General features: G+C 39.6%; 20 protein-coding genes and 2 pseudogenes. 4 read left to right on the forward strand and 18 right to left on the reverse strand.

Features of this window, described 5'->3' with window-relative positions; translation table 11 throughout:
• The 3 genes from ADIARSV_RS05955 to ADIARSV_RS05965 all read right to left on the reverse strand — a co-directional run.
• Positions 1-818 (reverse strand): ABC transporter permease (locus ADIARSV_RS05955; RefSeq protein ID WP_040299261.1); only part of this gene is annotated, 818 nt, incomplete at its 3' end.
• 11 nt (positions 819-829) lie between these two features.
• Positions 830-1,507, reverse strand: coding sequence for an ABC transporter ATP-binding protein (locus ADIARSV_RS05960; protein WP_016194525.1), 678 nt, complete (start codon positions 1,505-1,507; stop codon positions 830-832).
• Between the two features lie 10 nt (positions 1,508-1,517).
• Positions 1,518-2,771 (reverse strand): efflux RND transporter periplasmic adaptor subunit, encoded by a 1,254-nt coding sequence (locus ADIARSV_RS05965; RefSeq protein WP_016194526.1) that lies wholly within the window; start codon positions 2,769-2,771, stop codon positions 1,518-1,520.
• Positions 2,772-3,172: 401 nt separating this feature from the next.
• Here ADIARSV_RS05965 and ADIARSV_RS05970 point away from each other — a divergent pair, with 401 nt between their 5' ends.
• Both ADIARSV_RS05970 and ADIARSV_RS05975 read left to right on the forward strand, forming a co-directional pair.
• Positions 3,173-4,525, forward strand: a complete 1,353-nt coding sequence (locus ADIARSV_RS05970) for a sigma-54-dependent transcriptional regulator (RefSeq protein ID WP_016194527.1) — start codon at positions 3,173-3,175, stop codon at positions 4,523-4,525.
• Positions 4,515-5,867, forward strand: a complete 1,353-nt coding sequence (locus ADIARSV_RS05975; RefSeq protein ID WP_040299262.1) for a sensor histidine kinase — start codon at positions 4,515-4,517, stop codon at positions 5,865-5,867. The genes ADIARSV_RS05970 and ADIARSV_RS05975 overlap by 11 nt, the downstream gene beginning before the upstream one ends.
• 27 nt (positions 5,868-5,894) lie before the next feature.
• On the opposite strand, the pseudogene ADIARSV_RS22390 reads toward ADIARSV_RS05975, so the two are convergent.
• The 14 genes and pseudogenes from ADIARSV_RS22390 to ADIARSV_RS06035 form a co-directional block, all read right to left on the reverse strand.
• Positions 5,895-6,074 (reverse strand): annotated as a pseudogene (locus ADIARSV_RS22390) (type II toxin-antitoxin system RelE/ParE family toxin); the annotation flags it as partial.
• Positions 6,075-6,086: 12 nt separating this feature from the next.
• Positions 6,087-6,224, reverse strand: coding sequence for a hypothetical protein (locus ADIARSV_RS22395; RefSeq protein WP_016194530.1), 138 nt, complete (start codon positions 6,222-6,224; stop codon positions 6,087-6,089).
• A complete protein-coding gene (locus ADIARSV_RS05985) occupies positions 6,214-6,420 on the reverse strand; it encodes a hypothetical protein (protein WP_016194531.1) in 207 nt (68 codons plus the stop codon). The genes ADIARSV_RS22395 and ADIARSV_RS05985 overlap by 11 nt, the downstream gene beginning before the upstream one ends.
• 144 nt (positions 6,421-6,564) lie before the next feature.
• On the reverse strand, positions 6,565-7,233 hold the full coding sequence (locus ADIARSV_RS05990; protein ID WP_040299263.1) for an START domain-containing protein: 669 nt from the start codon (positions 7,231-7,233) through the stop codon (positions 6,565-6,567).
• Between the two features lie 156 nt (positions 7,234-7,389).
• On the reverse strand, positions 7,390-8,706 hold the full coding sequence (locus tag ADIARSV_RS05995; protein ID WP_040299264.1) for a DUF4302 domain-containing protein: 1,317 nt from the start codon (positions 8,704-8,706) through the stop codon (positions 7,390-7,392).
• A 17-nt stretch (positions 8,707-8,723) separates the two neighbouring features.
• Positions 8,724-10,037: a DUF4302 domain-containing protein gene (locus ADIARSV_RS20450; RefSeq protein WP_016194534.1), complete on the reverse strand. Its 1,314-nt coding sequence runs from the start codon at positions 10,035-10,037 to the stop codon at positions 8,724-8,726.
• A gap of 11 nt (positions 10,038-10,048) precedes the next feature.
• The gene (locus ADIARSV_RS06005) at positions 10,049-10,903 is read right to left on the reverse strand and encodes a zinc-binding metallopeptidase (protein ID WP_016194535.1); all 855 of its coding nucleotides are present in this window, start codon (positions 10,901-10,903) and stop codon (positions 10,049-10,051) included.
• 55 nt (positions 10,904-10,958) lie between these two features.
• A complete protein-coding gene (locus tag ADIARSV_RS06010) occupies positions 10,959-12,410 on the reverse strand; it encodes a RagB/SusD family nutrient uptake outer membrane protein (RefSeq protein WP_040299265.1) in 1,452 nt (483 codons plus the stop codon).
• A gap of 10 nt (positions 12,411-12,420) precedes the next feature.
• Positions 12,421-16,050 (reverse strand): SusC/RagA family TonB-linked outer membrane protein, encoded by a 3,630-nt coding sequence (locus ADIARSV_RS06015; RefSeq protein ID WP_016194537.1) that lies wholly within the window; start codon positions 16,048-16,050, stop codon positions 12,421-12,423.
• A gap of 24 nt (positions 16,051-16,074) precedes the next feature.
• Positions 16,075-17,037, reverse strand: coding sequence for a FecR family protein (locus ADIARSV_RS06020; protein ID WP_016194538.1), 963 nt, complete (start codon positions 17,035-17,037; stop codon positions 16,075-16,077).
• 164 nt (positions 17,038-17,201) lie between these two features.
• Positions 17,202-17,849: an RNA polymerase sigma-70 factor gene (locus ADIARSV_RS06025; protein WP_016194539.1), complete on the reverse strand. Its 648-nt coding sequence runs from the start codon at positions 17,847-17,849 to the stop codon at positions 17,202-17,204.
• A gap of 152 nt (positions 17,850-18,001) precedes the next feature.
• Positions 18,002-18,193, reverse strand: a pseudogene (locus ADIARSV_RS23140) (QcrA and Rieske domain-containing protein); the annotation flags it as partial.
• Positions 18,194-18,228: 35 nt separating this feature from the next.
• Positions 18,229-18,657, reverse strand: a complete 429-nt coding sequence (locus ADIARSV_RS06030; RefSeq protein WP_016194540.1) for a DUF5777 family beta-barrel protein — start codon at positions 18,655-18,657, stop codon at positions 18,229-18,231.
• Positions 18,658-18,772: 115 nt separating this feature from the next.
• Positions 18,773-19,969: a M14 family zinc carboxypeptidase gene (locus ADIARSV_RS06035; RefSeq protein WP_016194541.1), complete on the reverse strand. Its 1,197-nt coding sequence runs from the start codon at positions 19,967-19,969 to the stop codon at positions 18,773-18,775.
• A gap of 83 nt (positions 19,970-20,052) precedes the next feature.
• Between ADIARSV_RS06035 and ADIARSV_RS06040 the strand changes: the two genes are divergently transcribed.
• A complete protein-coding gene (locus ADIARSV_RS06040) occupies positions 20,053-21,378 on the forward strand; it encodes a D-alanyl-D-alanine carboxypeptidase/D-alanyl-D-alanine-endopeptidase (protein ID WP_235048368.1) in 1,326 nt (441 codons plus the stop codon).
• Positions 21,379-21,411: 33 nt separating this feature from the next.
• Complete coding sequence (locus ADIARSV_RS06045; RefSeq protein WP_016194543.1) at positions 21,412-22,821, forward strand: voltage-gated chloride channel family protein; 1,410 nt, start codon at positions 21,412-21,414, stop codon at positions 22,819-22,821.
• On the opposite strand, the gene ADIARSV_RS06050 is transcribed toward ADIARSV_RS06045, so the two are convergent.
• Complete coding sequence (locus tag ADIARSV_RS06050) at positions 22,818-23,231, reverse strand: EamA family transporter (protein ID WP_040299266.1); 414 nt, start codon at positions 23,229-23,231, stop codon at positions 22,818-22,820. The two genes, ADIARSV_RS06045 and ADIARSV_RS06050, sit on opposite strands and share 4 nt — an antisense overlap.
• Positions 23,232-23,253: the final 22 nt, after the last annotated feature.

The raw sequence follows: 23,253 nt of genomic DNA on the forward strand, positions 1-23,253 counted from the left end.
TCCTTAAGAGGTATCAAATTAATCCTGAAGTAGTTCCCACTTTTCTCAAAAGCCGAATAAGTCGTCTTTAATTCGGCCTGCACTTCCGCACCGCTATGTCGTTGCAAAAAACCGTTTAAGGCACCTTCAAATTGCTGCACATCAGCTCCCTCTTTTAATAACACATAGGTATTAAAGTTACTTCTTAACCATTTATTTTCTCTGCTTTCCGGCAGAGAGGACATGGAAAGAAAAAAATCGAAGTTAAAATGAGAGGTTTTAGGCAGGTCGCTAATTACACCTGTTACTTTATAATTGAGGTGATCATCGAGCAGTAAAGTACGACCAAGCACCTGGGTACTATTGAAATACTTTCTGGCTGTCGACTCTGTGAGGACTACCGTATTGGGCTCCTTTAATGCGTTAAGCGGGTTTCCTTCAATCATCGGCAAAGTAAATACCTGAAAAAGGGACGGATCAGCGTATACTAACTTATTTTCCCGGATGGTAACATTTCCTTTTTTTATACGCGCCGACCAGGCATTTCTAAGACGTACCGCATCTTCTACTTCCGGGAAATCATCCTTCAAAGCTTGCGCCAGTGGAGACATGACCACAGCGTAAAGCACCTCATTGTTGCCAAATTTAAGATCCTCATTTACACGATAGATCCGATCTGCTTTTGTATTAAACCGATCATAGCTCAACTCATCACTGACGTAAAACACGATCAGCAAAAAGGCAGTTAGGCCTAAAGCTAGCCCCAAAATATTAATCGCAGCAAAACCCCTGTTATTTTTAAGGCTCCGGAAAGCTGAGGTGAGGTAACTCTTCCACATATTAGTAAATTTTAAATCAGGATATTTTCTAATACAGTCTGACCATCCAGCAAACGTATAATGCGGTGACTATACCGGGCATCATGTTCGGAGTGTGTAACCATGATAATGGTAGTACCCTGCTCATTGAGGTCCGTTAATAGCTCCATTACTTCATTGCCATTGCTGCTATCCAGATTACCTGTAGGCTCATCTGCCAAAATGAGTTTAGGATTGTTCACCACTGCACGAGCTATGGCAACGCGCTGTTGCTGTCCCCCGGATAACTGCTGCGGGTAATGGTTCCTCCTATGCATGATCTGCATCTTTTCCAGCACCGCTTCCACCCTGGCCAACCTCTCTTTGACTGGTACTTTGGTATAGATCAATGGAAGCTCGACATTTTCAAATACCGTCAGCTCATCAATCAGGTTGAAACTCTGAAACACAAACCCAAGGTTATGTTTACGCAGATGGGCACGTTTACGCTCCGTATAATGTGCAATCTCAGCGCCATTGAATAGGTAACTTCCACCATCAGCATCATCAAGCATCCCCAATATATTGAGCAATGTAGATTTACCACAACCCGAAGGCCCCATAATGGCTACAAACTCTCCGGTATTTATCTCGAGAGATAACTTATTCAAGGCAATAGTTTCTACTTCTTCAGTGCGATAAAATTTTTCGAGATCAGTAATCTTTATCATAATCTATAGCTTATTTTTTTAATATCAGTTCCTGCATGTCACCATACGTTTCATAACTTGAAGTCAGTACCTTATCGCCAGGTTTCAACCCTTGCATCACTTCGTAGTATTCCGGATTCTGCCTGCCAAGTTGAATGTCAGTTCGGTATGCTTTTTTGCCGTCTTCACTTACCTTAAAAATCCAGTTCCCGCCAGTTTGCTGGTAGAAACCACCTTTGGGCACCAATACAGCCTTGGTTTCATCACTCAGGGCAAGCCTGATCTGGAGCGTTTGTCCGCGGCGAATTCCTGCCGGCACTTTCCCTTGAAAGGCCATGTCCACCTGAAAGCGTCCACTAGTAACCTGGGTATACACCTTTTTGATTGTTAACTTATAGGTCTTGTCGGCGAAAGAAAAATCACCAGCCAATCCGTTGTAAATCCGAGGAAGATAATGTTCGTCAATGTCTACCTTGACTTTGTAGCCTGATAAAACATCAATTTGCCCCAGCCGTTCCCCTTTATTTTTATTCTGTCCTACTTCGGCATCCATGGAAGTAAGCTGACCATCAACAGGAGCCCTGACAATAAGATCGCCCACCTTTTTGCGCATCAATGCCAGAGTAGATTTCATATTTGAATACGATTCATTAGATTGATCCAATTGTTTTCGGGTAGACAGGGTATCCTGCTTTAAGATCTGCATGGCCAATTTCATGCGGCGAACCTGGTATTGGTAGGCGTTTTCAGAAGACTTAAACTCTTGTAGCCCGATTGCTTTTTGCTCAAACAAGTGTTTATTCAGTTTATAAACCCGATCCGCTTCCTTCAGACCATTGTCCACGTCAGCCATTTGATTCAGTTTGGAAATGGTATTCTGTTGAGCCTGATCACGGGAAATCTGCATTTGCGTTAACACATTAAATACCTGGGTTTGCTGGTTTGCCAGACTTAATTCCAGATCGGTATTAGCCAGCTGCAGAATCGGATCGCCCTTTTTCATTTCCGCACCATCTTCTACAAATTTACGATCCACCCGGCCGCCTTCTATCGCATCCAGGTAGATCGTCGTTAAAGGCATAACGATCCCGTTAACAGGAATAAACTCCTGAAAGTCGCCTTTTGCTATTTCACTGATGGTGATTCGTTCTACATCCACATTCAGCTTACTTTTGCCAGAACTAAAATAAATACTTCCACCGAGTAATACCACCAAACCTGTGATACCGGCTATAGTCAGTACCCTTTTAACGTTCCACTTCTTTTTTTCAATGACTCTGTCCACTGTTTATTCGCTATTTCCATTAAGAGCTACACAAAGGTATGCCATGATTTAAATTGCTGATTTTCAACAAATTAAATAGTACTAAATAGATAGAGCGTACGCTTCCGTTACAACAGGTGTACGGTAATGATACAGTGGTTTTTATTGATAGAGTTCCTATAGACTAATGGCGTTTATGCACATAAAATGTTGATTTACATACCTAATAACCTGCAATTACCGGCTAGGTTACAGGTCAAAATAAGATTGCAAACTACATTGTGCTCCGACTGCAACAAGCGTTTGGAATAGCTTGACAATAGGTCAATGGATTAAACATATTTGAGCAAAGCAAATGATGCCTTTTTAAAAACTTCGATATATAATTATATATTTATCACAAGTAAAAGCTAAACTCGATCATGATTCTTAAAAAAGCGAATGTATTAATAGTTGACGACGATCCGGATGTTCTTACCGCCGTTAAACTTTTGCTTAAAAAAGAAGTGCACGAAATAATAACAGAAAAGAATCCGGAAAACCTGCATGTTTTACTCCAGCGTAACGCAGTTGATCTGATATTTCTTGACATGAATTATAACAGCGCCATCAACACAGGAAATGAGGGAATTTATTGGTTACGTAAAATAAAAGAATGGAAGCCTACAGCCTGTGTGGTCATGATAACGGCTTATGGCGATATCGATATCGCCGTACGATCTCTAAAAGAAGGAGCAAATGACTTTATAGTCAAACCCTGGCATAATGAAAAGCTGATTGATACCATTAAAGACCTGCTGGATAAAAGAGAAGGAGTCAAAAGTACCAGTGTTGCTCTAAAAGGAAAAGCTGGCACAACTTTTATTCTTGGGGAGTCGGATGTGATGCTGGATATTTTTCATAAAGTAAAAAAAATTGCGCCTACTGACGCGAACATATTGCTACTGGGTGAAAATGGAACAGGTAAAGACCTGATGGCGAAAGCTATACATGAACAATCTTTAAGAGCAAAGTTTCCTTTCATAAAAGTGGATGTGGGAGCACTAACCGATACACTGTTTGAAAGTGAGTTATTCGGACATAAAAAAGGCGCCTTTACCGATGCCCGTGAAGATCGTCAGGGACGGTTTGAGGAGGCTCAAGGAGGCACTTTATTTTTAGATGAAATTGGTAATATCTCCCTGCAGCAACAGGCTAAATTATTGACAGTATTACAAAACAGACAAGTTACCAGACTGGGTACGAATAAAGCAGTTGATATTGACATCCGGCTGATCTGTGCAACCAACTTACCTATTCATGAACTGGCAAACGAAACGAGGTTCAGGAAAGATTTAATCTACCGGATCAATACAGTAGAAATCACCATGCCTCCGCTCCGCAAACGAAAGGAAGACATAGCGGTTCTGGCACAGCATTTTGCCAATTTATATGCGGACAAATATATGAAGCCTGCTGTAGAATTTGATTCGGCAGCTTTGCAAAAGCTAATGGCGTATGCATATCCCGGTAATGTGCGTGAACTTCAATATGCGATTGAAAGAGCGGTTATTATGGCTGATGAACCTATTATTAAAGCAGAAGACCTCCTATTTTCGATACTGGAAAGCCAACCGGTAAGTATAGATCAGGATAATGTACCTCTTAGCGCAATGGAGAAGAATGCTATTTTAAGAGTAATAGATAAGCATAGTGGAAACATCACAAAGGCGGCAAAAGAACTTGGATTAACACGTACAGCACTCTATCGCAGACTGAGCAAGTATGATATTTAAAAAATATGAATGGCGACTGGTGCTGCGGGTTGCCCTGCTATTGGTCGCATTAACGGCCACTTCTTTGGCCTTAATAAAAGGGATGTACCTGTTTCTGCTGATTACACTGCCTCTGGTGGGGTATCTGGTAGTTGACATGATCCGCTTGCAGCGGCGAATTCTGGAGGAGGTAAGGCAATTTATAGAAACCGTACGCTATCGGGATTTCTCACGTCATTTTGATGTACGAAAAGCACCTGCGGAACTTAAGTTAATCCGACAGGGGTTTAATGATATTAACACAACCTTTAAGTCGATTAGTAGGGAAAGGGAAACTCAATATCAGTATCTGCAAAAGATTTTGGAACTAGTTGACACAGGAATTTTGTCGTACGAGATGGAATCAGGAGCGGTCAGTTGGGTAAATGAATCGTTTAAAAGACTGCTTGATATCCCTTATATTAAAACGATCCATTCTCTGGAGAAGCGGGAGGCGGCATTTTATAAGGAGATCATTCAACTTAAACCGGGAGAAAGTAATGTAATCAGCCTGACTCGCAACCAGCAGGTTATCAAGATCCTGGTCTCGGCCAGTATCATGCGGACGGATCAGCAGGTGAATAAACTGATCGCTTTTCAGAATGTAAGTGAGGCTATTGACGAGACAGAATCAAAAGCATGGCAGAAGTTGCTGAATGTGATGACGCATGAGATCATGAATTCGGTAGCCCCTATTTCTTCGCTTGCCGATACACTTAAAAAGCGATTACAGAGTCCTGATTTAGTTAACAGTACGCTTAGCGAAGAGTTGGATGATATTGAACTTGGGATTGACACGATAAAAAAACGCAGTGATGGTTTGCTAAAGTTCACCGAAAGTTATCGAAACCTGAATAAGATTACCAAACCTGATGTAACCAAAATAAGGCTGCGCAACTTGTTTGAGGACCTGAATAATCTGATGCGTCCTACACTTGAAAAAAAAAGGATTGAGTTGGAGATTATACTTCGAGATCCGGGTTTAACGGTGGAAGCGGATGTTCACCTGATTGAGCAGGTGATGATTAACTTGCTGGTCAATGCGATAGAAGCCGTGAAAGATAGTGAGCAGCCCCGTATAACCCTTTCGGCTGAAATACTGAAAAATAAAACGCTTGTAAAAGTGACAGACAATGGTTCAGGGATTCCTTTGGAACTACTGGACAAAATCTTTATTCCTTTTTTTAGTACCCGAAAAACAGGCAGTGGCATTGGATTAAGTTTATGCAAGCAAATTATGCTGTTGCATAAAGGAAACATCCAGGCGCAATCGGCTAAAGATCAGGGAACTGCTTTTATATTGCAGTTTGCAGGGGCGGTATAAATGCTTATCAGTTGTAATTGCTTTTAGCTATTGTGGAATTGCTTTTAGTAATTCTTGCAATTCTTTAGGGGATAAATTTTCTTTTTCGGACTTATCATAAATAGAAATAAGGAAGACTGTACTTTCAGAAACAACAAAATTGGTTATTAACCTTGCACCGCCAGACTTTCCCTTGTTTTTAGAAGCAATTGCAATGCGTATTTTATAGCAGTTATTACCCTATGCAATGCCATGGGTTGGATCTTTTTCTAAAATCTCAAATAAAATAGTTAAATCAGATTTTAGAGAATGGTATTTTTTAGCCAGTTTTTTAAGTTCTTTTCTAAAAGAAGGAACAGCTATAATATCATAACTCATCTAATAATTGCTTTGCAGGGATGCCTTTTAGTTTACCTTGACGAATTAAGATAAGTTCGTCAACAGCTTCCTTTATGTCTTCCATCAACACCGCTTTTTCATTAGAAATCGTTTTGGCTTTCACATAAGATAAACCTTTCAGCACTTCCAATAGGTGCAATGCTTTATCGTCTTTAATGTCTAATAAAACTCTCATCTTTTTCTATTTAACAAGTTCGTTATTTAAACAAATATAGGCAGAAACTTACTTTCATTAAGTATCTCCTAAATAATTAAGGAAAAACGTATTATCAGACGAAATTATTCAAAGAATATTTTCTACTTTATTTGCAATTCAATATTACCAATTCACAATAAAAGGAAGAGTGGCATTTCGATATCTTGGATGCGTTAATTGCTCTTTCATATTCCGGAAACTTTCAAGTGGTCCCTGAGCGGCAAAGGTATTTACTATCCAGGCGGGAATAACTCCTCCGGGATCTACCTGCAGGGTATATTCAAGCTTAACCAGGTTCTGGTCTAGAGGTATAATTTTCCAGAACCCCTTCGAGTGACTGATTCGTACAATTCCCTTTTTAATAGGTATTATACCGGATACTGCCGGAGCATCAACTGTGACAATCTTTGTTTGAGAATTTTGGAAGACACGAATATGAGCAACAAAATCGCGGTTTTCCATAGGCCATGGCAAACTAACTTCTGCGTAGTAATAAATATCTGAAGGTGAAACTTTACGTACTAAAACACAAGTCTTGGTATGATATACCCATTGATCCGTTTCGTTGACATCTAAAAGTAAAGTGACTAGTTGTGAAAGAGTCGTTTTTAACACGCATTCGACTTTAAGTGCTTTGACTTTTGAGTCGGGAACTGTACGGGAGAATACCCGTATTCCGTCCTTTTCTGTGCTTAATTTCCAAGGTGATTGTGCAAAACTATTTGCAATCGGTAAAAGAAGAATTAGAAAAATCACCAGTTTTCCACTTCTGTGATAAAATTTACACCCCATTATTATTCGCCGCATTCATTGCTATAAGTGCAATGTTATAATTAAAATTTTAAATTTTGTGGTAATGAGTAATAATAAACTAGTTATTTAGCTCCAGTAAACAAAAAGGCGCCTCAATAATTTGAAGCGCCTTTTTGTTTACTGCGAAAAATATCTTTATTCTGAGTAACTTCCAAATATCCCTGTAAAATAGATTGATGGGGTTTCTACACTTTTGAATTGTCCTAAAGCCCCAGTAGCTGTATCATAGTAATTCAAGGTATAGGAGCCAGTTTGAATAAGATCGGTGATTGGCTGCATTTCTGCAGATATATAATCTGCATTTCCACCGGTATTAGTCTCTGTGTTGGTAGGCAGTTGCGTAAATTTAAAAGTGCCATTGGCCGATTTAGTATACGAATAACGGTAAGTTCCCTGATAGACCGATGTGAGAGAAAGATTATAGAAATAAACCTTCAGGTCCATAGTTTTATCCGCATCGTTCATATTGAACTCTACTGAATACAGATTAAAACCTGATTCGTATAATCCATCATCTGCGGTTAGCCATAACTCAGTAAAGGCGGGAGACCAACCTGGAAGATCAATAAAGTAGGGAGACCCTAACGAATACTGGAAGTAGCCAACAGTACCTAATAAATATTGAGGTGCAATGACTGGGATATCCGAGAGCTGAATATCCAGTCGTGCACCATCTATTTCCACATATAATTTTTCTCCCTGCGCATCCCAAAGTACCTCATAAACTGCTTTATCATTGATGAGGATCGGGTTGCGAAAATAGATCCCCCTTGAGGTATAGGTATAATCAGATGTTGAGAATTTAATTCCCTTAGTAGTATTGAGCGAATTAGAGGTATATGCCTTACTGATCGGATTGATTGAAATCTGAGTAGTGGTAGCTGCATCTTTTTTGAGGACCATATACACCGTGGAGTATAAATAATCTGAGATGTTACTTTTAATCCCAGCCATTTGTCCGGATGTAAATACCAATGCCGTAGGTGCAGAGGCTTTAATCAGCTTTAACTCGTTACTATACCGATTTCCAAGCAGCATTATCGTATCACCCTTGCTGTACTGGTAGGCGAATTCTTTATCAACTCCAGCCTTTTCCAGACTATCCAGCTGGGAACCTTCTTCAAACGAAAGGGTGGGATTGGTAACCTGTGTAGTTTGCATAGAAAATTTACTTTTCGAAGGTGTAGTAAGGGTTTCATCATCCAGATCCATGTAAAGAGTAGCCTCTTTGGCAACGGTATCCAGCTTGATGAACCCACTTATAATACCATCTTTAGTTTTAAGAAGTGTCGTCCAGCCCTCAGGTGAAGAAGAAAGGGTAGTTTTGAAGGCTGCTAGTTGTTCCGCGGGATCCACAAATGACTTCTCTACTTCAAAAGCCAGATCTTCACTCTTCTTACAGGAGCAAAATAATATGCTCAATAAACCTATATATATTATATTCTTGATCATGATTTGACGTTTATGGATTATTCAAGATTCCCGGTAAAGAAAAATAGTGGACGTTGCTGACTTGTCAGCTGGCCAAGTAAGGAAGTACCCGAATTATAGTAATCCACTTTAAAACCATCCGTCTCTATATATTTTAGTATAGCAGCCATCTCTACTTCAATTAATGAGGCATTGCTATTTGAGGAGAGCCTTGTAAACTGGAATAATCCTGCTGAAGATTTAGTGTAGGAATAATCAAATGTTGCAAGGAAGTTATTTGCACCCTGAGCAATAACCAGAGTGATTCGCATTGCTTTAGCCGTACTGTTAAAACTAAACGTCATATCCTTCATTGTTAAACGATAGCGCCCGTTAAGAATAGCAAGCCTGCTTCTATTGTATTCAGTTACAAATAAAGGGGACGTTCCCGGAAGCGGATTGGTACCTGTACCCTGGGGTACGACTACATCAGCATATACTAGTCCCAGCAGCGCACTCAAAGGAGCAGTAGGAGCAGTTGATGCTTGTACCGGAATCCGGGTACTACCTGATAAGGCATAATAACTTTTAGATTCATCATCCCAGATCAATTCATCAATAGTTACGCTACCCAAGACCAATGGAATGGCAAAATGAATTCCATAGGTAGTGAAGCTGAAAGCTGACCTGACTATTTTATCTTCATTATTTTCAGAGTAGATTAGGGCCAGTGCTTTATTTTCAGGAGAGATAATGGTTTCGTATTTTATATTCCCAATCTGCACAAAACTGAACGGTGTTCCTTCAGTATAGGTTTCAGCGTTTATGTGCATTTGAAGTAGAGCACCTGCCTTGTAAGCATCAGCTTCGGCCTTAGTAGCCCTTACCATTATGAGCTTGCTCCCTAAATTATTCCCGGTAAGCTTGATGGTATCGGTGCTTACGGAATCAATAGAAAACTCAAAATCGGAATACCGTCCATAACCTGCATCCCCTCCCAGTATATCTGGATCGGGGTCTGCTAGCAAGTGGAGATAGGAATAGGTATCAAATAAAATGGAAGGTTTTTGTACCGCTTTTAACCTATAAGAGCTTTCCGCAATGACAGTAGATGACTCATCACCTAAATCGGCATACATCTTCACCCGGTTACTGGTGTTGAACTGAAACATAAAGCTGTAAGCTTCCTCACCATTGGTATATAAAAATGCCTTCCAGCCATTTTCTGCACCCGTGAGTTCTTCGCTATAAGCAGTCATGGCTTTATTCAACCGTTCGTCAGGGTTTTCCCCAAAGACTGATTTATTATCATCCTTTTTGCACGAAGCGAGCACAAGGACAAGAAACAGCATATATAAGTATGTCTTTTTCATGTTGATCTTTTTTATTGGGTGATTACTTGAGCAAGCTCTGTTTGAACATCCGTTTGAAGTTTATAGAAGTCAATTTTCCATGAATCTTTGAAGTACTTGACCACTATTTGTTCTTTTTGTCTTAAAATAGGCTGTACAGCTACTGGTGAGCTGGCTACGATTTCATCAAAACCATCGCGACCTTCGATCAGCATAGTGGAAATCATTTCTACAAAATCTTCATCAGGACCAGATCGTGCATAACTAGTCACAAAGCCTAATTCATTTGCTTCAGCATCAGAATAATTAAACCAGGTGACCGAATATTTTCCTACGGATATATTTTTATAGGCAACCGGATAGAGGATAGTTTGATGAAGGATGTGTGCAAACTCATGATGAATGGTGTGCAACTGTTGTTTCACTTCAGCGACATTATTATATTCGAAAGCATTTACCTTATAGAGGACGATCTTCCTACCACCTTCTGCTGTTCCTAGAGTAATGGTATTGTTGGCATTAAAGGAAGGACTTCCAACAAGCACAAACTGTTTAGGAGCATATTTCTTAATGAAAGCATCACCGGCCTCCTTTGTATATGGATCGATCCAAACCTTCTTTACCGCGTTCATCAGGGGTATTACTTTGTTCTCCATAACGGGCACCAGATTTTTATCCTGATCAAGTTCAAACCGGTCAAAGCGATATTTTACATCAATGTTGTAAGGTTGTACGTAGTTGGTCGACAACCAGTCATCCAGAGGGCCTTTAACCCAGGTCTCGCCTCCAAGTCCTACGATATCACCTGTCAGGTCTTCCTCTTTGGTACAGGAGGCAAAGCTGGCAATGAATGCAAGGAGTATTATATAGAGTTGTTTCTTTTTCATCGTTTTAATTTTTTTGAGGATAAATACATATTCGGGATCATAAGCCGGTGTATGGTTATCTTGGGTTAAGTTCAATTCCTGCCTGTGCTGCTTCCTGTGGAATCTGGAATACGCGGCGCGGATCATTAGCACCAAGAATTATTGGGGTAGTGGTACCCAGAATATTATGCGATACAGGAATATTATGCCTCAGCATATCGAACCATCTTAATCCTTCATGCATAAATTCACCCCTTTTAAAATTAAGGATCGTTTGAATCAAAGCCGTCTTAATATCTAAGCTATTGTAATAGGTGAGTGCTTTAGATGTAGTAAGTTCATCTGATCCAGGATCATAATCCTCTATTCGTGTACTCAAAAAGACATTAACGAGATTTACCGCTTCCTGGTAATTCCCTAATTCTACGTAGGCTTCCGCTTGATTAAACAGTACTTCTTCTGAAGTAAATAAAGGCACCATATTGTAAGCATCCCCGATTTGAGAGTTGGCATCTTCTCTTACAAAATGTTCATAAAACTTTGGAATATTGTAAACGAATTCTGTTCCTCCATACACCTGGTAAGCCAGACCAGTTCTAACCGGATTTTTAATTCCCAAAGCGTCTGTTAATACAGAAACAGAAAGGCCATAACGATAAGAGGCAAAATTCCTTCCCCAATAAGATGGTGTTTCCACGAGTAAGAGATTGGCATTTTCGGTAGACTGGGTATAGGTAGATTGGAGTTCATAATAAGTCAACGCCAGGTAAGTACTATTAATAGGCCTCAAATTGGCTGCAATAGTTCCAGTAGGGAAGGCGGCATTAGCATAGGTCAGTACTTTGGCATAATCTTTCTTAAAGAGATAAAAACGAGTAGCGAATGCATTGGCAGCTATGCTATTAAAATGAAACTTCGGAATTTTATAATAGGAATCCTTGATTAAAGGCAGACCTTCTGTTAAGTCCTTTTCAATCATCTCATATACATATTGCACTGTCTTTCTTTCATACTTGGCGGTAACTACATGTTCGGGACTAGTCACATAAGGAATGCCAGGGTCAGAAGATGCGGTAGCCTGGTTATATGCTTTAGAGAAAAAGGTAACCAACATAAAATGAGCATAAGCGCGGGCTACTAATGCCTCACCTCTTAAATTGGCCGTTGCCGCTTCCTCGGGTAAAAGGTCGAGTGCATGCAATGCTTCATTAGATGCTGCGATGGCTGCATAACAGGCGTTCCAATAATAATCAGGGGATCCTTCTTCTTTGCTTTGCACATCATTAAACAGGTAAGGGCTCTGATTTTTTACATCTACCATTCCGCCACCTTTATCACCTGCGTTGTCTGATATAGATTCTGCAAAGGTGATATAGTCCCCTTTAGGGTAGGCAGTAGCAAGAAGTTCGGAAATCTTTTCCGTCGTATTTAAAGTGCTTCGTTGATCTGGAGTTTGCTCCAGGTATTTTTCACATCCTGATAAAATGATCAGCATGCATAAAGAGATATATCGTAATGTCTTGTTCATGATGTACTATTTAAATACCTACTTTTAAAGAAAGAGTAAACTGACGCGGCATGGGTAAAGCAACACCTCCTGCTCCATAGAACTCTGGATCTTGTCCGTTCAATTGTGAATCTGAATAGATCAGGAACAGGTTATTCCCTACTACACTTACGGAGGCATTATTAAACCCGATCTTACTCATCTGCTTTTGTGGCAACAGATAAGATAAAGAGACCTGTTTCATTCGTACGAATCCTCCATCTGCAACGCGTTCTGTCGAATAATTGTAGTTATTATATGGGTAGGCACTTTGTAACCGGTATTGAGTGGTTACATCCAGAATAGAGGGCACATTGGTTATTGCTTCATCTCCAGGCAACATCCATCTGTTCAGAAATGCTTTGGGCATGGCATCAAGGTCGTTGTAACTTGGCTGATCATTATATAAACTACTTTTAAAAGCAGAGGCCAGTCTGATCTTGTTCCCGGCACTAAAGGTGATTAATGCGGATAGTGATACATTTTTAAAGCGGATGGAGTTAAACCAACCTCCATTTACGGTTGGATCAATAGCTCCTTCATATTTCAGGTATTGGGTCTGATCACTTTGCAGATATACATTATTACTCTCCTCACCCTTTTCGTTAATAAATGTTGGTGATCCGTCTGCTGGATTTAATCCAACAAACTGGATGGAGAATAGTCCGCGGTACGGATACCCTTCTTTAGGTCCTCCATCAGCAGTAACCATATCCCAGATTTGCGGATTATTTTTCAGATTGGTAATCACTCCTTTATTGTATCCGAATGTAACTTGTGTACGCAGGTCCAGTTCTTTTTTCTTGATAATGCCACCACCCAATGTTACTTCTACACCATTCGATTTCATATCAGCGTAGTTTGCACTTTTTTCATACTGACCACCAATTGCAGATGTACGGATTGGGCTGATCAGGTCAAAGCTCTGGTGATTGTAATAGTCAGCCGTAAGGGTCAGCCTTTCATCAAAAAAGGCGATATCAAACCCGGCATTGAACTTATATTGTTTTTCCCAGGTAAGCTCTGAGTTCTGCAGCTGATCAATGGAAATAATAGATTCCTGATCAGTCAAATATGGCCTTAGGGATATACTGTTTTTCAGCAGAAGACTGGAATTTTTGGCATTACCTAAATTTGCTGTTAAGCCGTACGAAGATCTTATGGTTAACCTGTTGATCATACTTTGCTTCTTCATAAATTCCTCGCCATCTACATTCCATGAGCCACTGACATTCCATGTTGGAAGCCAACGTGCTGACCGGTCTTCACCCATTAAGTTAGAGCCGTCATAACGTAGCGTAGTGCTGAAATTATATTTATTATCATAAGAGTAAGACGCATTTGCCATATAAGCCAGGAAGCGATCAAAGTACTTTTGTGCTCCATAATAGGACAAACTGTTTTCTACCCCTTTTTTAATGATATTGGGGTCAATGAAAGGAATCCCTCCCTTGTCAAATTGATAGCCATATCCATCGAAGTTTTTATTCTGACGGTCAGCATAACGCATTTCCTGAACACCAAGGAGTCTGATGGAATGCAGAGAATTGATAGTCGTTCCCCATTCCAGGGAGTTCCTTAACAGATAACTGGTCAGATTGTCCTGATTGGTATTATAGAATCCACCATAAGGCAGAACCACAACAGGCTCAGCTTCCGGATTATTAGGATCCCGATATAAGAACCTGTTTCTTTCCCTGATTGTGGCATCGCCTGCTGCACGATAAGCCATAGGCATATTTGAGTTCTCCCTTACCTCGTGATCCTGATCAGTTTTGGCATATCTCACCGCACCAAGCAGATTATACTTAAATCCCTTAAAGATCTTATAGCTAAAATCTCCCTGCAGCTTTAAATCAATCATCGAGAGATCAAGTGTATTATTATCAAGCTCATTGATAATATTAAAGGGAGCATAATTGCGTTGAAAATATTCCAGGTTACCGTTCTCATCATAAGGAGTCATGGTACGACTGGTATTAATAGCATAACTGAAAGGATTGATATCAAAATCGCGATCGTACTTACCGGTTACGGCATTACTTACCCTTCCTACAGATCCGGGAGCCCGCTGATCGCGGATAGAACCCTGTGTGATCAATCCAAAGGAAATCTTATCCGATACATTAAAGTCTGCACGTACGTTTCCCGTAAACCGCTTTACATGATCACCTATGGTCCATCCATTATCCTGCAGATAACTGGTGGAGACGTATAACTGCGATTTCTCCGTTCCTGAAGAAACGCTAAGCGAATGTTCCTGCATGAATGAGTTTTTAAACAGGACGTCAAACCAGTCTGTATTCGCACTGGCATATCGCTCTAAGAATCCTTTTTTAGCTTCCGTTGTATTCTGAAGACCAAAAGCACCCTCGGATTCATTATACTGTGTAATAAGGTCAGCCATCTTTAAAAAGACGCCGCCATTTTCACTTCTGGATACATCTGAGTAGTTTAACCAACCTTTACGATCGAGTTCAGCATAGATAGACATCTGATCATGAGAGTTCATGATGTCGAACGTGTTATATGAAGGTTTAAGGTAACTGGAGAAGTTGGCAGTATAAGAAACAAGGGGTTTGCCTATTTTACCACGTTTTGTGGTGATTACAATTACCCCATTCATGGCTCTTGCCCCGTATAAAGCAGTGGCTGCAGCATCTTTCAGAATTTGAAAGCTTTCTATATCATCCGGATTTAATCCAGCAACGGAAGAACCAATCAACGTATTAGGGTCTCCTGTAGAAAGTTGTTCATTCGAGATATTGATTACATCTTCAATGATCACATTATCGACTACCCATAGTGGCTTATTGTCGCCAGTAATTGAAGTGGCTCCCCTGATCCTGATTTTAGGAGCAGCACCAAATGTACCAGACACATTCTGCAAGGATACGCCTGCAACACGGCCTTCCAGCATTCTGCTGACATCATTTATTCCTTCTCTCCTTGATTCGGATGCTTTTATGGTAGTGGCCGCACCTGTAAACTTACGCCTGTCGATGTTTTGATAACCGGTTACAATGACTTCACTTAATGCGTTTACATCCTCTTCAAGTGTGACATTAATTGTTGATCTACCTCCTACAACAACTTCAACACTCTTAAATCCAATCATTGTAAATACGAGTGTGGCACCGTCACCTACTGTGATTGAATATTCACCATTCATACCTGAGGCTGTTCCATTTTTAGCTCCTTTTTCTCTGATGTAAACACCGGGAGTCGTCTCTGTACCGGTTTTAGTATGAATTTTCACCACACCGCTTACTCTTATAACTTTCGATGTTGCAGTCATCGCCTGTGCTTTAAGAATAATCTTATCCTCGATAATTTTATAGCTAATCCCATTTTCAGGTAACTGACTTAAAGCTTTTTCAAGCGGTGCAGCATTTTGATCGACGTTAATCTTCTTTTCCTTACTTAGCTGAGAGGCATCATATACAAAACTCACTTTGTACTGTTTCTCCAGGTTATGAATAAAGTCCTCTAATCTGGTTATTGACTTATTGTCTTTGGGGTTTCTTTCTGCGTGTACTGTTGCTCCTGTAAATACGATGGCAAATAAAAAGAGCAGCGTTCTCCATCTGTGTTTGTTTTTTTTGTAGAGCGTTTCATTCATAATCGATGAATTGTTATATAAGATTTATTTGTTTTTTATAATGATGATGCTATCCTTTTGGTTAATCGTTAGCGGATAGGTCTCCTTGATGATCGCTAACACTTCATCAATAGTATTATCTTTAAAACGGGCATTAAACTTGTTGTATGAGGAAAGGGAATCTTGAATCTGAAAGCGAATGTGGTAGTAGTTTTCAAGACTACTAAAGACCTCTGAGAGAGGCGCATCAACAAAGTTGAGTTCATGAGTGAGCCATGCAAACGTACTTCCAGTTTTATCCTGATAACGTATTGTTTTTCGCTTTATGAAATCATATAGCAGCCCTTCTCCTGCTATTAGGATCGAAGTGTTTGAACCATTGGCTAATTCGAACTTTACTTTGCCTGTTTTTACGTTAAGCGCAATTTTTCCATCTGTATTCCTGATGTTAAAAGATGTACCGAGGACGGTAATTCGTGATGACTTAATATCGACAACAAAAGGATGTGTCTTATTGGGTGTAACTTTAAAAAAAGCTTCACCTCTGAGTAAATAAACCTTACGGACTGCTTCATTAAGCTTATTGGGATACTTGATGGAACTTCCTTCGGATAAATAGATTTTTGTACTGTCCTGGAGCGTAATGGAATCAACACCATTCTTTGCCGTTTTTTCCAGATAGATTACTTTTGAAGAGGCTGAATAGATCCAGTACGCCGCTCCCAAAAGCAGCACTATTGCTGCTACATTTCTTAACCAGTAGGTATATTTAAACCTTTTCTCTTTTTTCAACCGAAGTGAAAGTCTTGCTGTTGCCTGTTCAACATCAACCGCATTTAAACTACGAACCTCTGGAGCAAGATTCCAGAGATAGACGATCTGGTTATAAAGATCAAGATTAGCTTCAGAGGCATTTTTTTGAGCTTCAATCTCTTCAAGGAGTAATTTATCCTCCGGATTGTTTAAATGTTTAACTATTTTTTCTAAAAACTCCTTATTTTCCTGCATTTGTAGTATAAATTCATAGGAGAGACAATCAACTATCCCTTATACCACTAGTCAAATTGTAAATTTTATTCATATTTTAACTAAAACATGGACGATATGGCACAAAATGATTAAAAAAGATATTTATTAGCAAAAAGAAAGATTTATAATTAGAAATATTTCAATTAGGGCTTTGAATTCAAGAATAACTCTGAGCAACCTAAAAGTGTGGCAATGGCAATGCAGGCACTTGAATTATAGAGTGTAGTTGTAGTTGAAGCCTCCTGAAGCAACCTTGGACGCAATATTTTTAAGGCATTAACAATATGATTTTCTACTGTTTTTTCAGATATATTTAAAGCAACGGCTATCTCTTTGTATTTAAGCCCTTCAAAACGACTCATTTTAAAAATTCTGCGACATTGTTGAGGCAAACGCTCAATCTCTTTAAAGATAATTACTTTAAGCTCTTGCTCTTCATACAAATCCTGAATATAGGCATCAGTCATCTGCTCTGCTATAATAAAATGATGCCTCTCTATTGTCTTTTGCCTGCTCAGATAATTCAATGACTGATTAACAACGGAACGATAAAGGTAGGGACGTAATACAGTGATAGAATCAAGACTGGATGGGTTTTCCCACATTTTAATAAATACGTCCTGAACAATTTCTTCGGCTACAAAGATATCCTTCACATATTTCTCAGCAGTTAACAGAAGCATTGGAAAATAGCTTGAATAAAGGAGCGTAAATATGCTATGATTAGCTTCTTTTAGGCCCAAAATCATTTCTTTTTCCGAATACTTCCCTATTCCTGAAATGTTTTTCATAGATCTATGCAATATAACAATCATTATTATTATATGAAAAGAACATGAATAATTTATCAAGTTTTTAAAAAAGAGGTTTTAAAGATATAGTATCAACGAAATACTCAGCGTAGATAACCGGCACAAATATCCTAAACTTTGTGCCGGTTTCGTTATGCGGTAACAGTGAATGCACTGCCTGAAATGGCCACGGTATAATTTTTCAATGCGGTTACAGCAGGGCCTTTTAAAACAGCACCAGCAGTGCTGAATTCTCTAAAATGGTTGGAACAAATGAATTTTCCCTGAGCCGTATTGTAATTGATGGAAGTTCCCTGATGAGTACAGGCTACCTGAACGGCAGTAAATGAATCTGTTGCATTGGCTTGCGCTAAGCGAACTAATGGGAAAGTCGCGAAGAGAACTTACGGGCAATAACGGCTTGTACAAAGTAATTCAGCCGGTTGGTGTAATCGTCAAATACATTTGTGCTGACTTCGTAGGGTTTTAATCCTGTTTTCCCGACCAGGGTTATAGCTTTGGGCATGGCATCATTTACTGTTTGTTGCAATAAACTGTACTTAAGACCCATTTCCAGCAGTTGTTCATATTTACTGCGGCCAAAATCTATATCCAGTTTACTAGTCAGACCAAATTCAAACCCAATATAAATGTCGGATGAGTTATCAAAACCCCAAAGAGTTTTGCCTCCCCCATCGGTGCCCGCAATGTCACCAAAGCGATGTATAACCACGAAGTTGAAGTTGTTTTTTTTATTAGTTACTGCCGTTTCTGATAAAATGAGCCGCGTAGATTTAAAGGAGGCCATCACAAAATTAATCCAGCATCCCCTACTTAATAACCGTTTATATCTATCACGGGTGATATTCAAGAAAGGTTGCTTCGTAATTGATTATTTTTAAATAAAAATAATGATGAGGATATTACGCTATCATTACACCATCCTCAAGATAAGTTAAGGTCCCATCCGAATGCTTAATTCTTAAATTGGGTCTGCTGTCAATACTAATTGGCGATAAGACAACTATAGATTCTGCTTCAATTATTTCATAGGCACTAAAAGTAGAAAGGTCTCCAAAATCAGCTATCGTATACAGATGTTCCTTTGTTGAAAATTGCTCGGTATAGTTCAACCCTATGTCTCCAATAATTACTCCGTTGACGGTTTCTATTTTACAATTTTTGATGAGCAGATGAAAGATTTCTTTGTTATTGAAAGGAATCTGTAGATAGTCAATAGGATTTTCATTCCGGTATGCTGTGGAAGCAATCTTTTCAAAAGCATACAAAAGAGCTTGAAATATTAACTTTCTCCCCTTTTGCTTTTCACTAGCACTTCCTCCTGATTCGATCAGTATAGTGGCAATTCCTTTTGTCTGAAAACTCTCCCCTACTGCTCTAGGTTCATATTCATCTCTCCAGCGGCCCACTTCACCTGGAATTTGTTGTTGCAGTAACCTATTCATCGCACAAATGACTTGAATCGCTTTAAGCATGGAAGGTGTAGGTGTACTGGTTGAATCAGCTGGTGGTGCTAACAGAGAAATCGTTGCAGGCTTTTTAGTTCCACTGACAGACCATAAACTATCCTGATCATGCAGATTAAAACCAAAATCTGGTTGTATTTCTTCTTGTAACTTGACTAAGGCACGTGCCTCCGGACTTTGTTGAGCCAGGAAGTCGCGGTTAACATCAATTCCCTGTGCATTACGTCGCTGCCACACTTCTGCTCCATCCGGATTAAGCATAGGGACAAAGTAAAGGCTGCAATGGTCTAAAATTAGTTTTCTTAAGGCATGATACTGATCCTCTGATTGAAAAAACTTAAAAAGATCAAATAAGGCAAGGGTTGCGGTGGATTCATCACCATGCATCTGGCTCCATAACAGCACTTTTATTGACCCTCTACCGGCTTTAAGCATATATATTTCCCTATTTTGTGCAGAACAACCAATTTGCTTAACTTTTAAGATGCCCTCTTCCTTTATTTGTGTAATTCTATTTTTGAGTGTTACATGTTTAAAAAAACGATCCTGAAAGTAATTATCCTGATATAAGACATGATCAATTGAAAGAATATGCAGCATTTTAATAGGTATTTGAGAAAATTCATCAATCATCCTTTAAAATATAGAGTCAATTCAAAAGATGTTGAGTAATTTTCGAAAGTATTACAGAAATGCTTCAAAGATCAAATAAATCAATGAATAGAAGAACAACAATCATCATTATTATGCTGCTCATCTGCACTCTGGCAGCTACAAGTTGTCGGGTTCAGCAGGTCAGCAAAAGTAAAATTCGTAATCTAATTAACCATTCGTCCATCAATGCAGACCATTTCACCGGATTTGCCTTATATGACATAGAAAAAAAGAAGATGGTTTATGATTTAAATGGCGATAAATACTTTACTCCCGCATCTAATACAAAGCTTTTTACTTTTTATACAGCCCTAAATATGTTGGGCGATTCAATTCCCGGATTACGTTATATAACAAAAGGAGACTCACTTATTTTTTGGGGAACAGGTGACCCATCCTTCCTTCATACCACGTTGAAATCTACTAAAGTATATGAACTGTTAAAAAACAGCAAGCAAAAGCTTTATTATTCCTCGGGAAACTATTCCGGCAATTTCTATGGAATGGGCTGGCCTTATGGTGACTTCGACGCTTATTATCAAGCAGAAATTGGCGCTTTACCCATTGAAGACAATGTAGCCGTCCTTTCTGCAGATGCAAAGGGAAAACTTCAAATCTCACCTTCTTTTTTAAAAATCTATTTAAAAGCCGACAGTTCCTTTCATCCCAAGTCATTTACAGTAGAAAGAGATTTGACGAATAACACCTTCCGGTATCCTTTAGGAAATGTGCCACCAGATTATAAGCAGGAAATTCCATGGAAAACAAGTGATGAACTCACACTTGCCCTATTGCAGGATACTTTAAAAAAACCATTGGAACTGATTAGTGTAAATATGCCTGAAACGGCTAGCACACTATACAGCAGCTTGTCTGATTCTGTATATAAAAGAATGTTGTGGCCAAGTGATAATTTTATAGCGGAACAACTGTTACTGGTATGCTCTTCTACCCTGCCAGGACCATTAAGTACCGGCAAAGTAATTGAATACAGCAAGAAAAACTTTTTGAACGACCTCCCACAGGAACCGCAATGGGCAGATGGCTCCGGACTCTCCCGGCATGATCTATTTACGCCCTTCACGATGGTTGCTCTTTTACAAAAGATCTGGAATAAGGTAGGCGATGAAAACAGGCTCCTGGGCATGCTTCCCGCAGGAGGAGTTTCGGGAACGCTTAAGTCCGCTTACAAAACAGATAACGGCAAAGCTTTTGTATGGGCAAAAACCGGATCTTTATCTAATAATCATAATCAAAGCGGCTACCTGGTGACACGAAAAGGAAAAAAATTCATTTTCTCCTATATGAATAACAACTTTACAAGACCAACCGCAGAGATCAGGGCAGAAATGGTTCGAATTATGACTGAGATCCATAACCAATTTTAAACAAATACAGGCATCTTACAGAGCCGTTCAAGCATGACTACTATTACATCAATATCATTAAAGGAGCACTTTGCTATCTTAAAACATCTGGTTAGATGGACCCTGTTTGTGGTACCCATTGCCCTGATTATAGGAAGCATAGTCGCTTTATTTCTTTGGTTACTTACTACTGCCATTCATTTTCGATTTGAACATAAATGGATCCTCTTTTTGCTCCCTTTAGCAGGTCTGCTGATTCACTTTATCTATCAGTATTTTGGAAAATCTTCAGAAAAGGGAAATAACCTGATTATGGAAGAGATCCATCAGGAAGGTGCTGGAGTTCCTATAAGAATGACGCCTATCATCCTGATTACAACTGTCGTTACCCATTTATTTGGTGGATCAGCAGGAAGAGAAGGAACGGCAGTTCAGATAGGGGGAAGTATTGCAGCTCTATTTGGACGATGGTTTAAACTAAAAGGAATGGATATGCGCATGATCCTGACCGCTGGTGTAGCCGCTGGTTTTGGAGCTGTATTTGGTACCCCGGTAACCGGAGCTATTTTTGCCATGGAGGTATTAACTATTGGCAGGATTCAGTACGATGCGTTGATTCCTGCTCTCATTGGTGCGGTTGTAGGGGATATGACGGTTGGTGCATGGCACGTTTCACATATGCACTATTATATCGGCGCCTTGCCTGACAGCCCTTATCTTCTTTCCAATATCATAAGGCCGGATCTCTTATTGATGGGAAAAGTTATTATTGCTTCTGCGGTATTCGGACTGGCAAGCTTTCTCTTCGCAGGGATGGTGAATGAAATCAAAACGATCTGTTTGAACGTATTCAAATTTAAATGGATGATCCCTGTATTTGGAGGTCTGGTTATTATCGGATTAACCATATTGATGGGGAAACCGGATTATCTGAGTCTTGGTGTCGATGCCGAATATCCAGGTTCCATTACCCTAAGTTCTGCATTTCAGGCAGGTGGATCAGACACATGGAGCTGGTTATGGAAGACAATATACACCAGTATAACATTGGGTACAGGTTTTAAAGGTGGAGAAGTAACCCCACTGTTTTACATTGGCGCAACGTTAGGCAATACACTATCTGGTATACTTCATGCACCTGTGAGTCTTTTTGCAGCTCTGGGCTTTATTGCTGTATTTGCAGGGGCAACCAATACGCCATTAGCCTGCACATTTATGGGCGTAGAATTATTTGGTGGTCAGCATGCTTTATTGTTCGCCATAGCCTGTTTTACAGCGTACATTTTTAGTGGACATTCCGGCATCTATAGTTCACAGCGCATTGCTGTTCCTAAAGTTTTTGGTGATTATTTCAGCAATGAGCTCTCTCTAACGGAAGCGACGAAACGAAGGGGTTATATGTATCGAAAATTAGCGAAGTACCACTTATTTAGGAAAAAGAATAAGGATGGAAACAACGATTAAAAAATAAGCACTAATGTTCCAGCGATTATAAGGATTGCACCTACCGCCATTTTTATCGTAAGGGCCTCTTTTAAGATGACCACAGATAATACGATGGTTAAGGCAACACTTAACTTATCTACCGGTGCTACTTGCGATACCTTACCTATTTGCAATGCTTTGAAATAAAAGATCCAGGAAAGTCCTGTTGCTACGCCTGACAAGATCAGGAACAATACATTCGTTTTTGATAAGTCAGCTATTCCTTTTAGTTCTCCCCTTGATAGTGCAATACCCCAAGCCACAAAAAGAATCACTACGGTACGAATGGCTGTAGCCAGATCTGAATTGACTCCGCTTATCCCAATCTTAGCACAGATGGCGGTAAGCGAAGCAAAAACAGCTGATAGTAAGGCATAGATCCACCACATATTCATTTCATTGAATATCAAA

Source organism: Arcticibacter svalbardensis MN12-7 (genome assembly GCF_000403135.1).
Taxonomy (GTDB): domain Bacteria; phylum Bacteroidota; class Bacteroidia; order Sphingobacteriales; family Sphingobacteriaceae; genus Arcticibacter; species Arcticibacter svalbardensis.

Excerpts from the sequence above, each read along its gene's own strand:
- ADIARSV_RS05960 (WP_016194525.1), bottom strand. The coding sequence starts at position 1,507 with ATGATAAAGATTACTGATCTCGAAAAATTTTATCGCACTGAAGAAGTA.
- ADIARSV_RS05970 (WP_016194527.1), top strand. The coding sequence starts at position 3,173 with ATGATTCTTAAAAAAGCGAATGTATTAATAGTTGACGACGATCCGGAT.
- ADIARSV_RS05975 (WP_040299262.1), top strand. The coding sequence starts at position 4,515 with ATGATATTTAAAAAATATGAATGGCGACTGGTGCTGCGGGTTGCCCTG.
- ADIARSV_RS22395 (WP_016194530.1), bottom strand. The coding sequence starts at position 6,224 with ATGAGTTATGATATTATAGCTGTTCCTTCTTTTAGAAAAGAACTTAAA.
- ADIARSV_RS05985 (WP_016194531.1), bottom strand. The coding sequence starts at position 6,420 with ATGAGAGTTTTATTAGACATTAAAGACGATAAAGCATTGCACCTATTG.
- ADIARSV_RS05990 (WP_040299263.1), bottom strand. The coding sequence starts at position 7,233 with ATGGGGTGTAAATTTTATCACAGAAGTGGAAAACTGGTGATTTTTCTA.
- ADIARSV_RS05995 (WP_040299264.1), bottom strand. The coding sequence starts at position 8,706 with ATGATCAAGAATATAATATATATAGGTTTATTGAGCATATTATTTTGC.
- ADIARSV_RS20450 (WP_016194534.1), bottom strand. The coding sequence starts at position 10,037 with ATGAAAAAGACATACTTATATATGCTGTTTCTTGTCCTTGTGCTCGCT.
- ADIARSV_RS06005 (WP_016194535.1), bottom strand. The coding sequence starts at position 10,903 with ATGAAAAAGAAACAACTCTATATAATACTCCTTGCATTCATTGCCAGC.
- ADIARSV_RS06010 (WP_040299265.1), bottom strand. The coding sequence starts at position 12,410 with ATGAACAAGACATTACGATATATCTCTTTATGCATGCTGATCATTTTA.
- ADIARSV_RS06015 (WP_016194537.1), bottom strand. The coding sequence starts at position 16,050 with ATGAATGAAACGCTCTACAAAAAAAACAAACACAGATGGAGAACGCTG.
- ADIARSV_RS06020 (WP_016194538.1), bottom strand. The coding sequence starts at position 17,037 with ATGCAGGAAAATAAGGAGTTTTTAGAAAAAATAGTTAAACATTTAAAC.
- ADIARSV_RS06025 (WP_016194539.1), bottom strand. The coding sequence starts at position 17,849 with ATGAAAAACATTTCAGGAATAGGGAAGTATTCGGAAAAAGAAATGATT.
- ADIARSV_RS06030 (WP_016194540.1), bottom strand. The coding sequence starts at position 18,657 with ATGGCCTCCTTTAAATCTACGCGGCTCATTTTATCAGAAACGGCAGTA.
- ADIARSV_RS06035 (WP_016194541.1), bottom strand. The coding sequence starts at position 19,969 with ATGATTGATGAATTTTCTCAAATACCTATTAAAATGCTGCATATTCTT.
- ADIARSV_RS06040 (WP_235048368.1), top strand. The coding sequence starts at position 20,053 with ATGAATAGAAGAACAACAATCATCATTATTATGCTGCTCATCTGCACT.
- ADIARSV_RS06045 (WP_016194543.1), top strand. The coding sequence starts at position 21,412 with ATGACTACTATTACATCAATATCATTAAAGGAGCACTTTGCTATCTTA.
- ADIARSV_RS06050 (WP_040299266.1), bottom strand. The coding sequence starts at position 23,231 with ATGTGGTGGATCTATGCCTTACTATCAGCTGTTTTTGCTTCGCTTACC.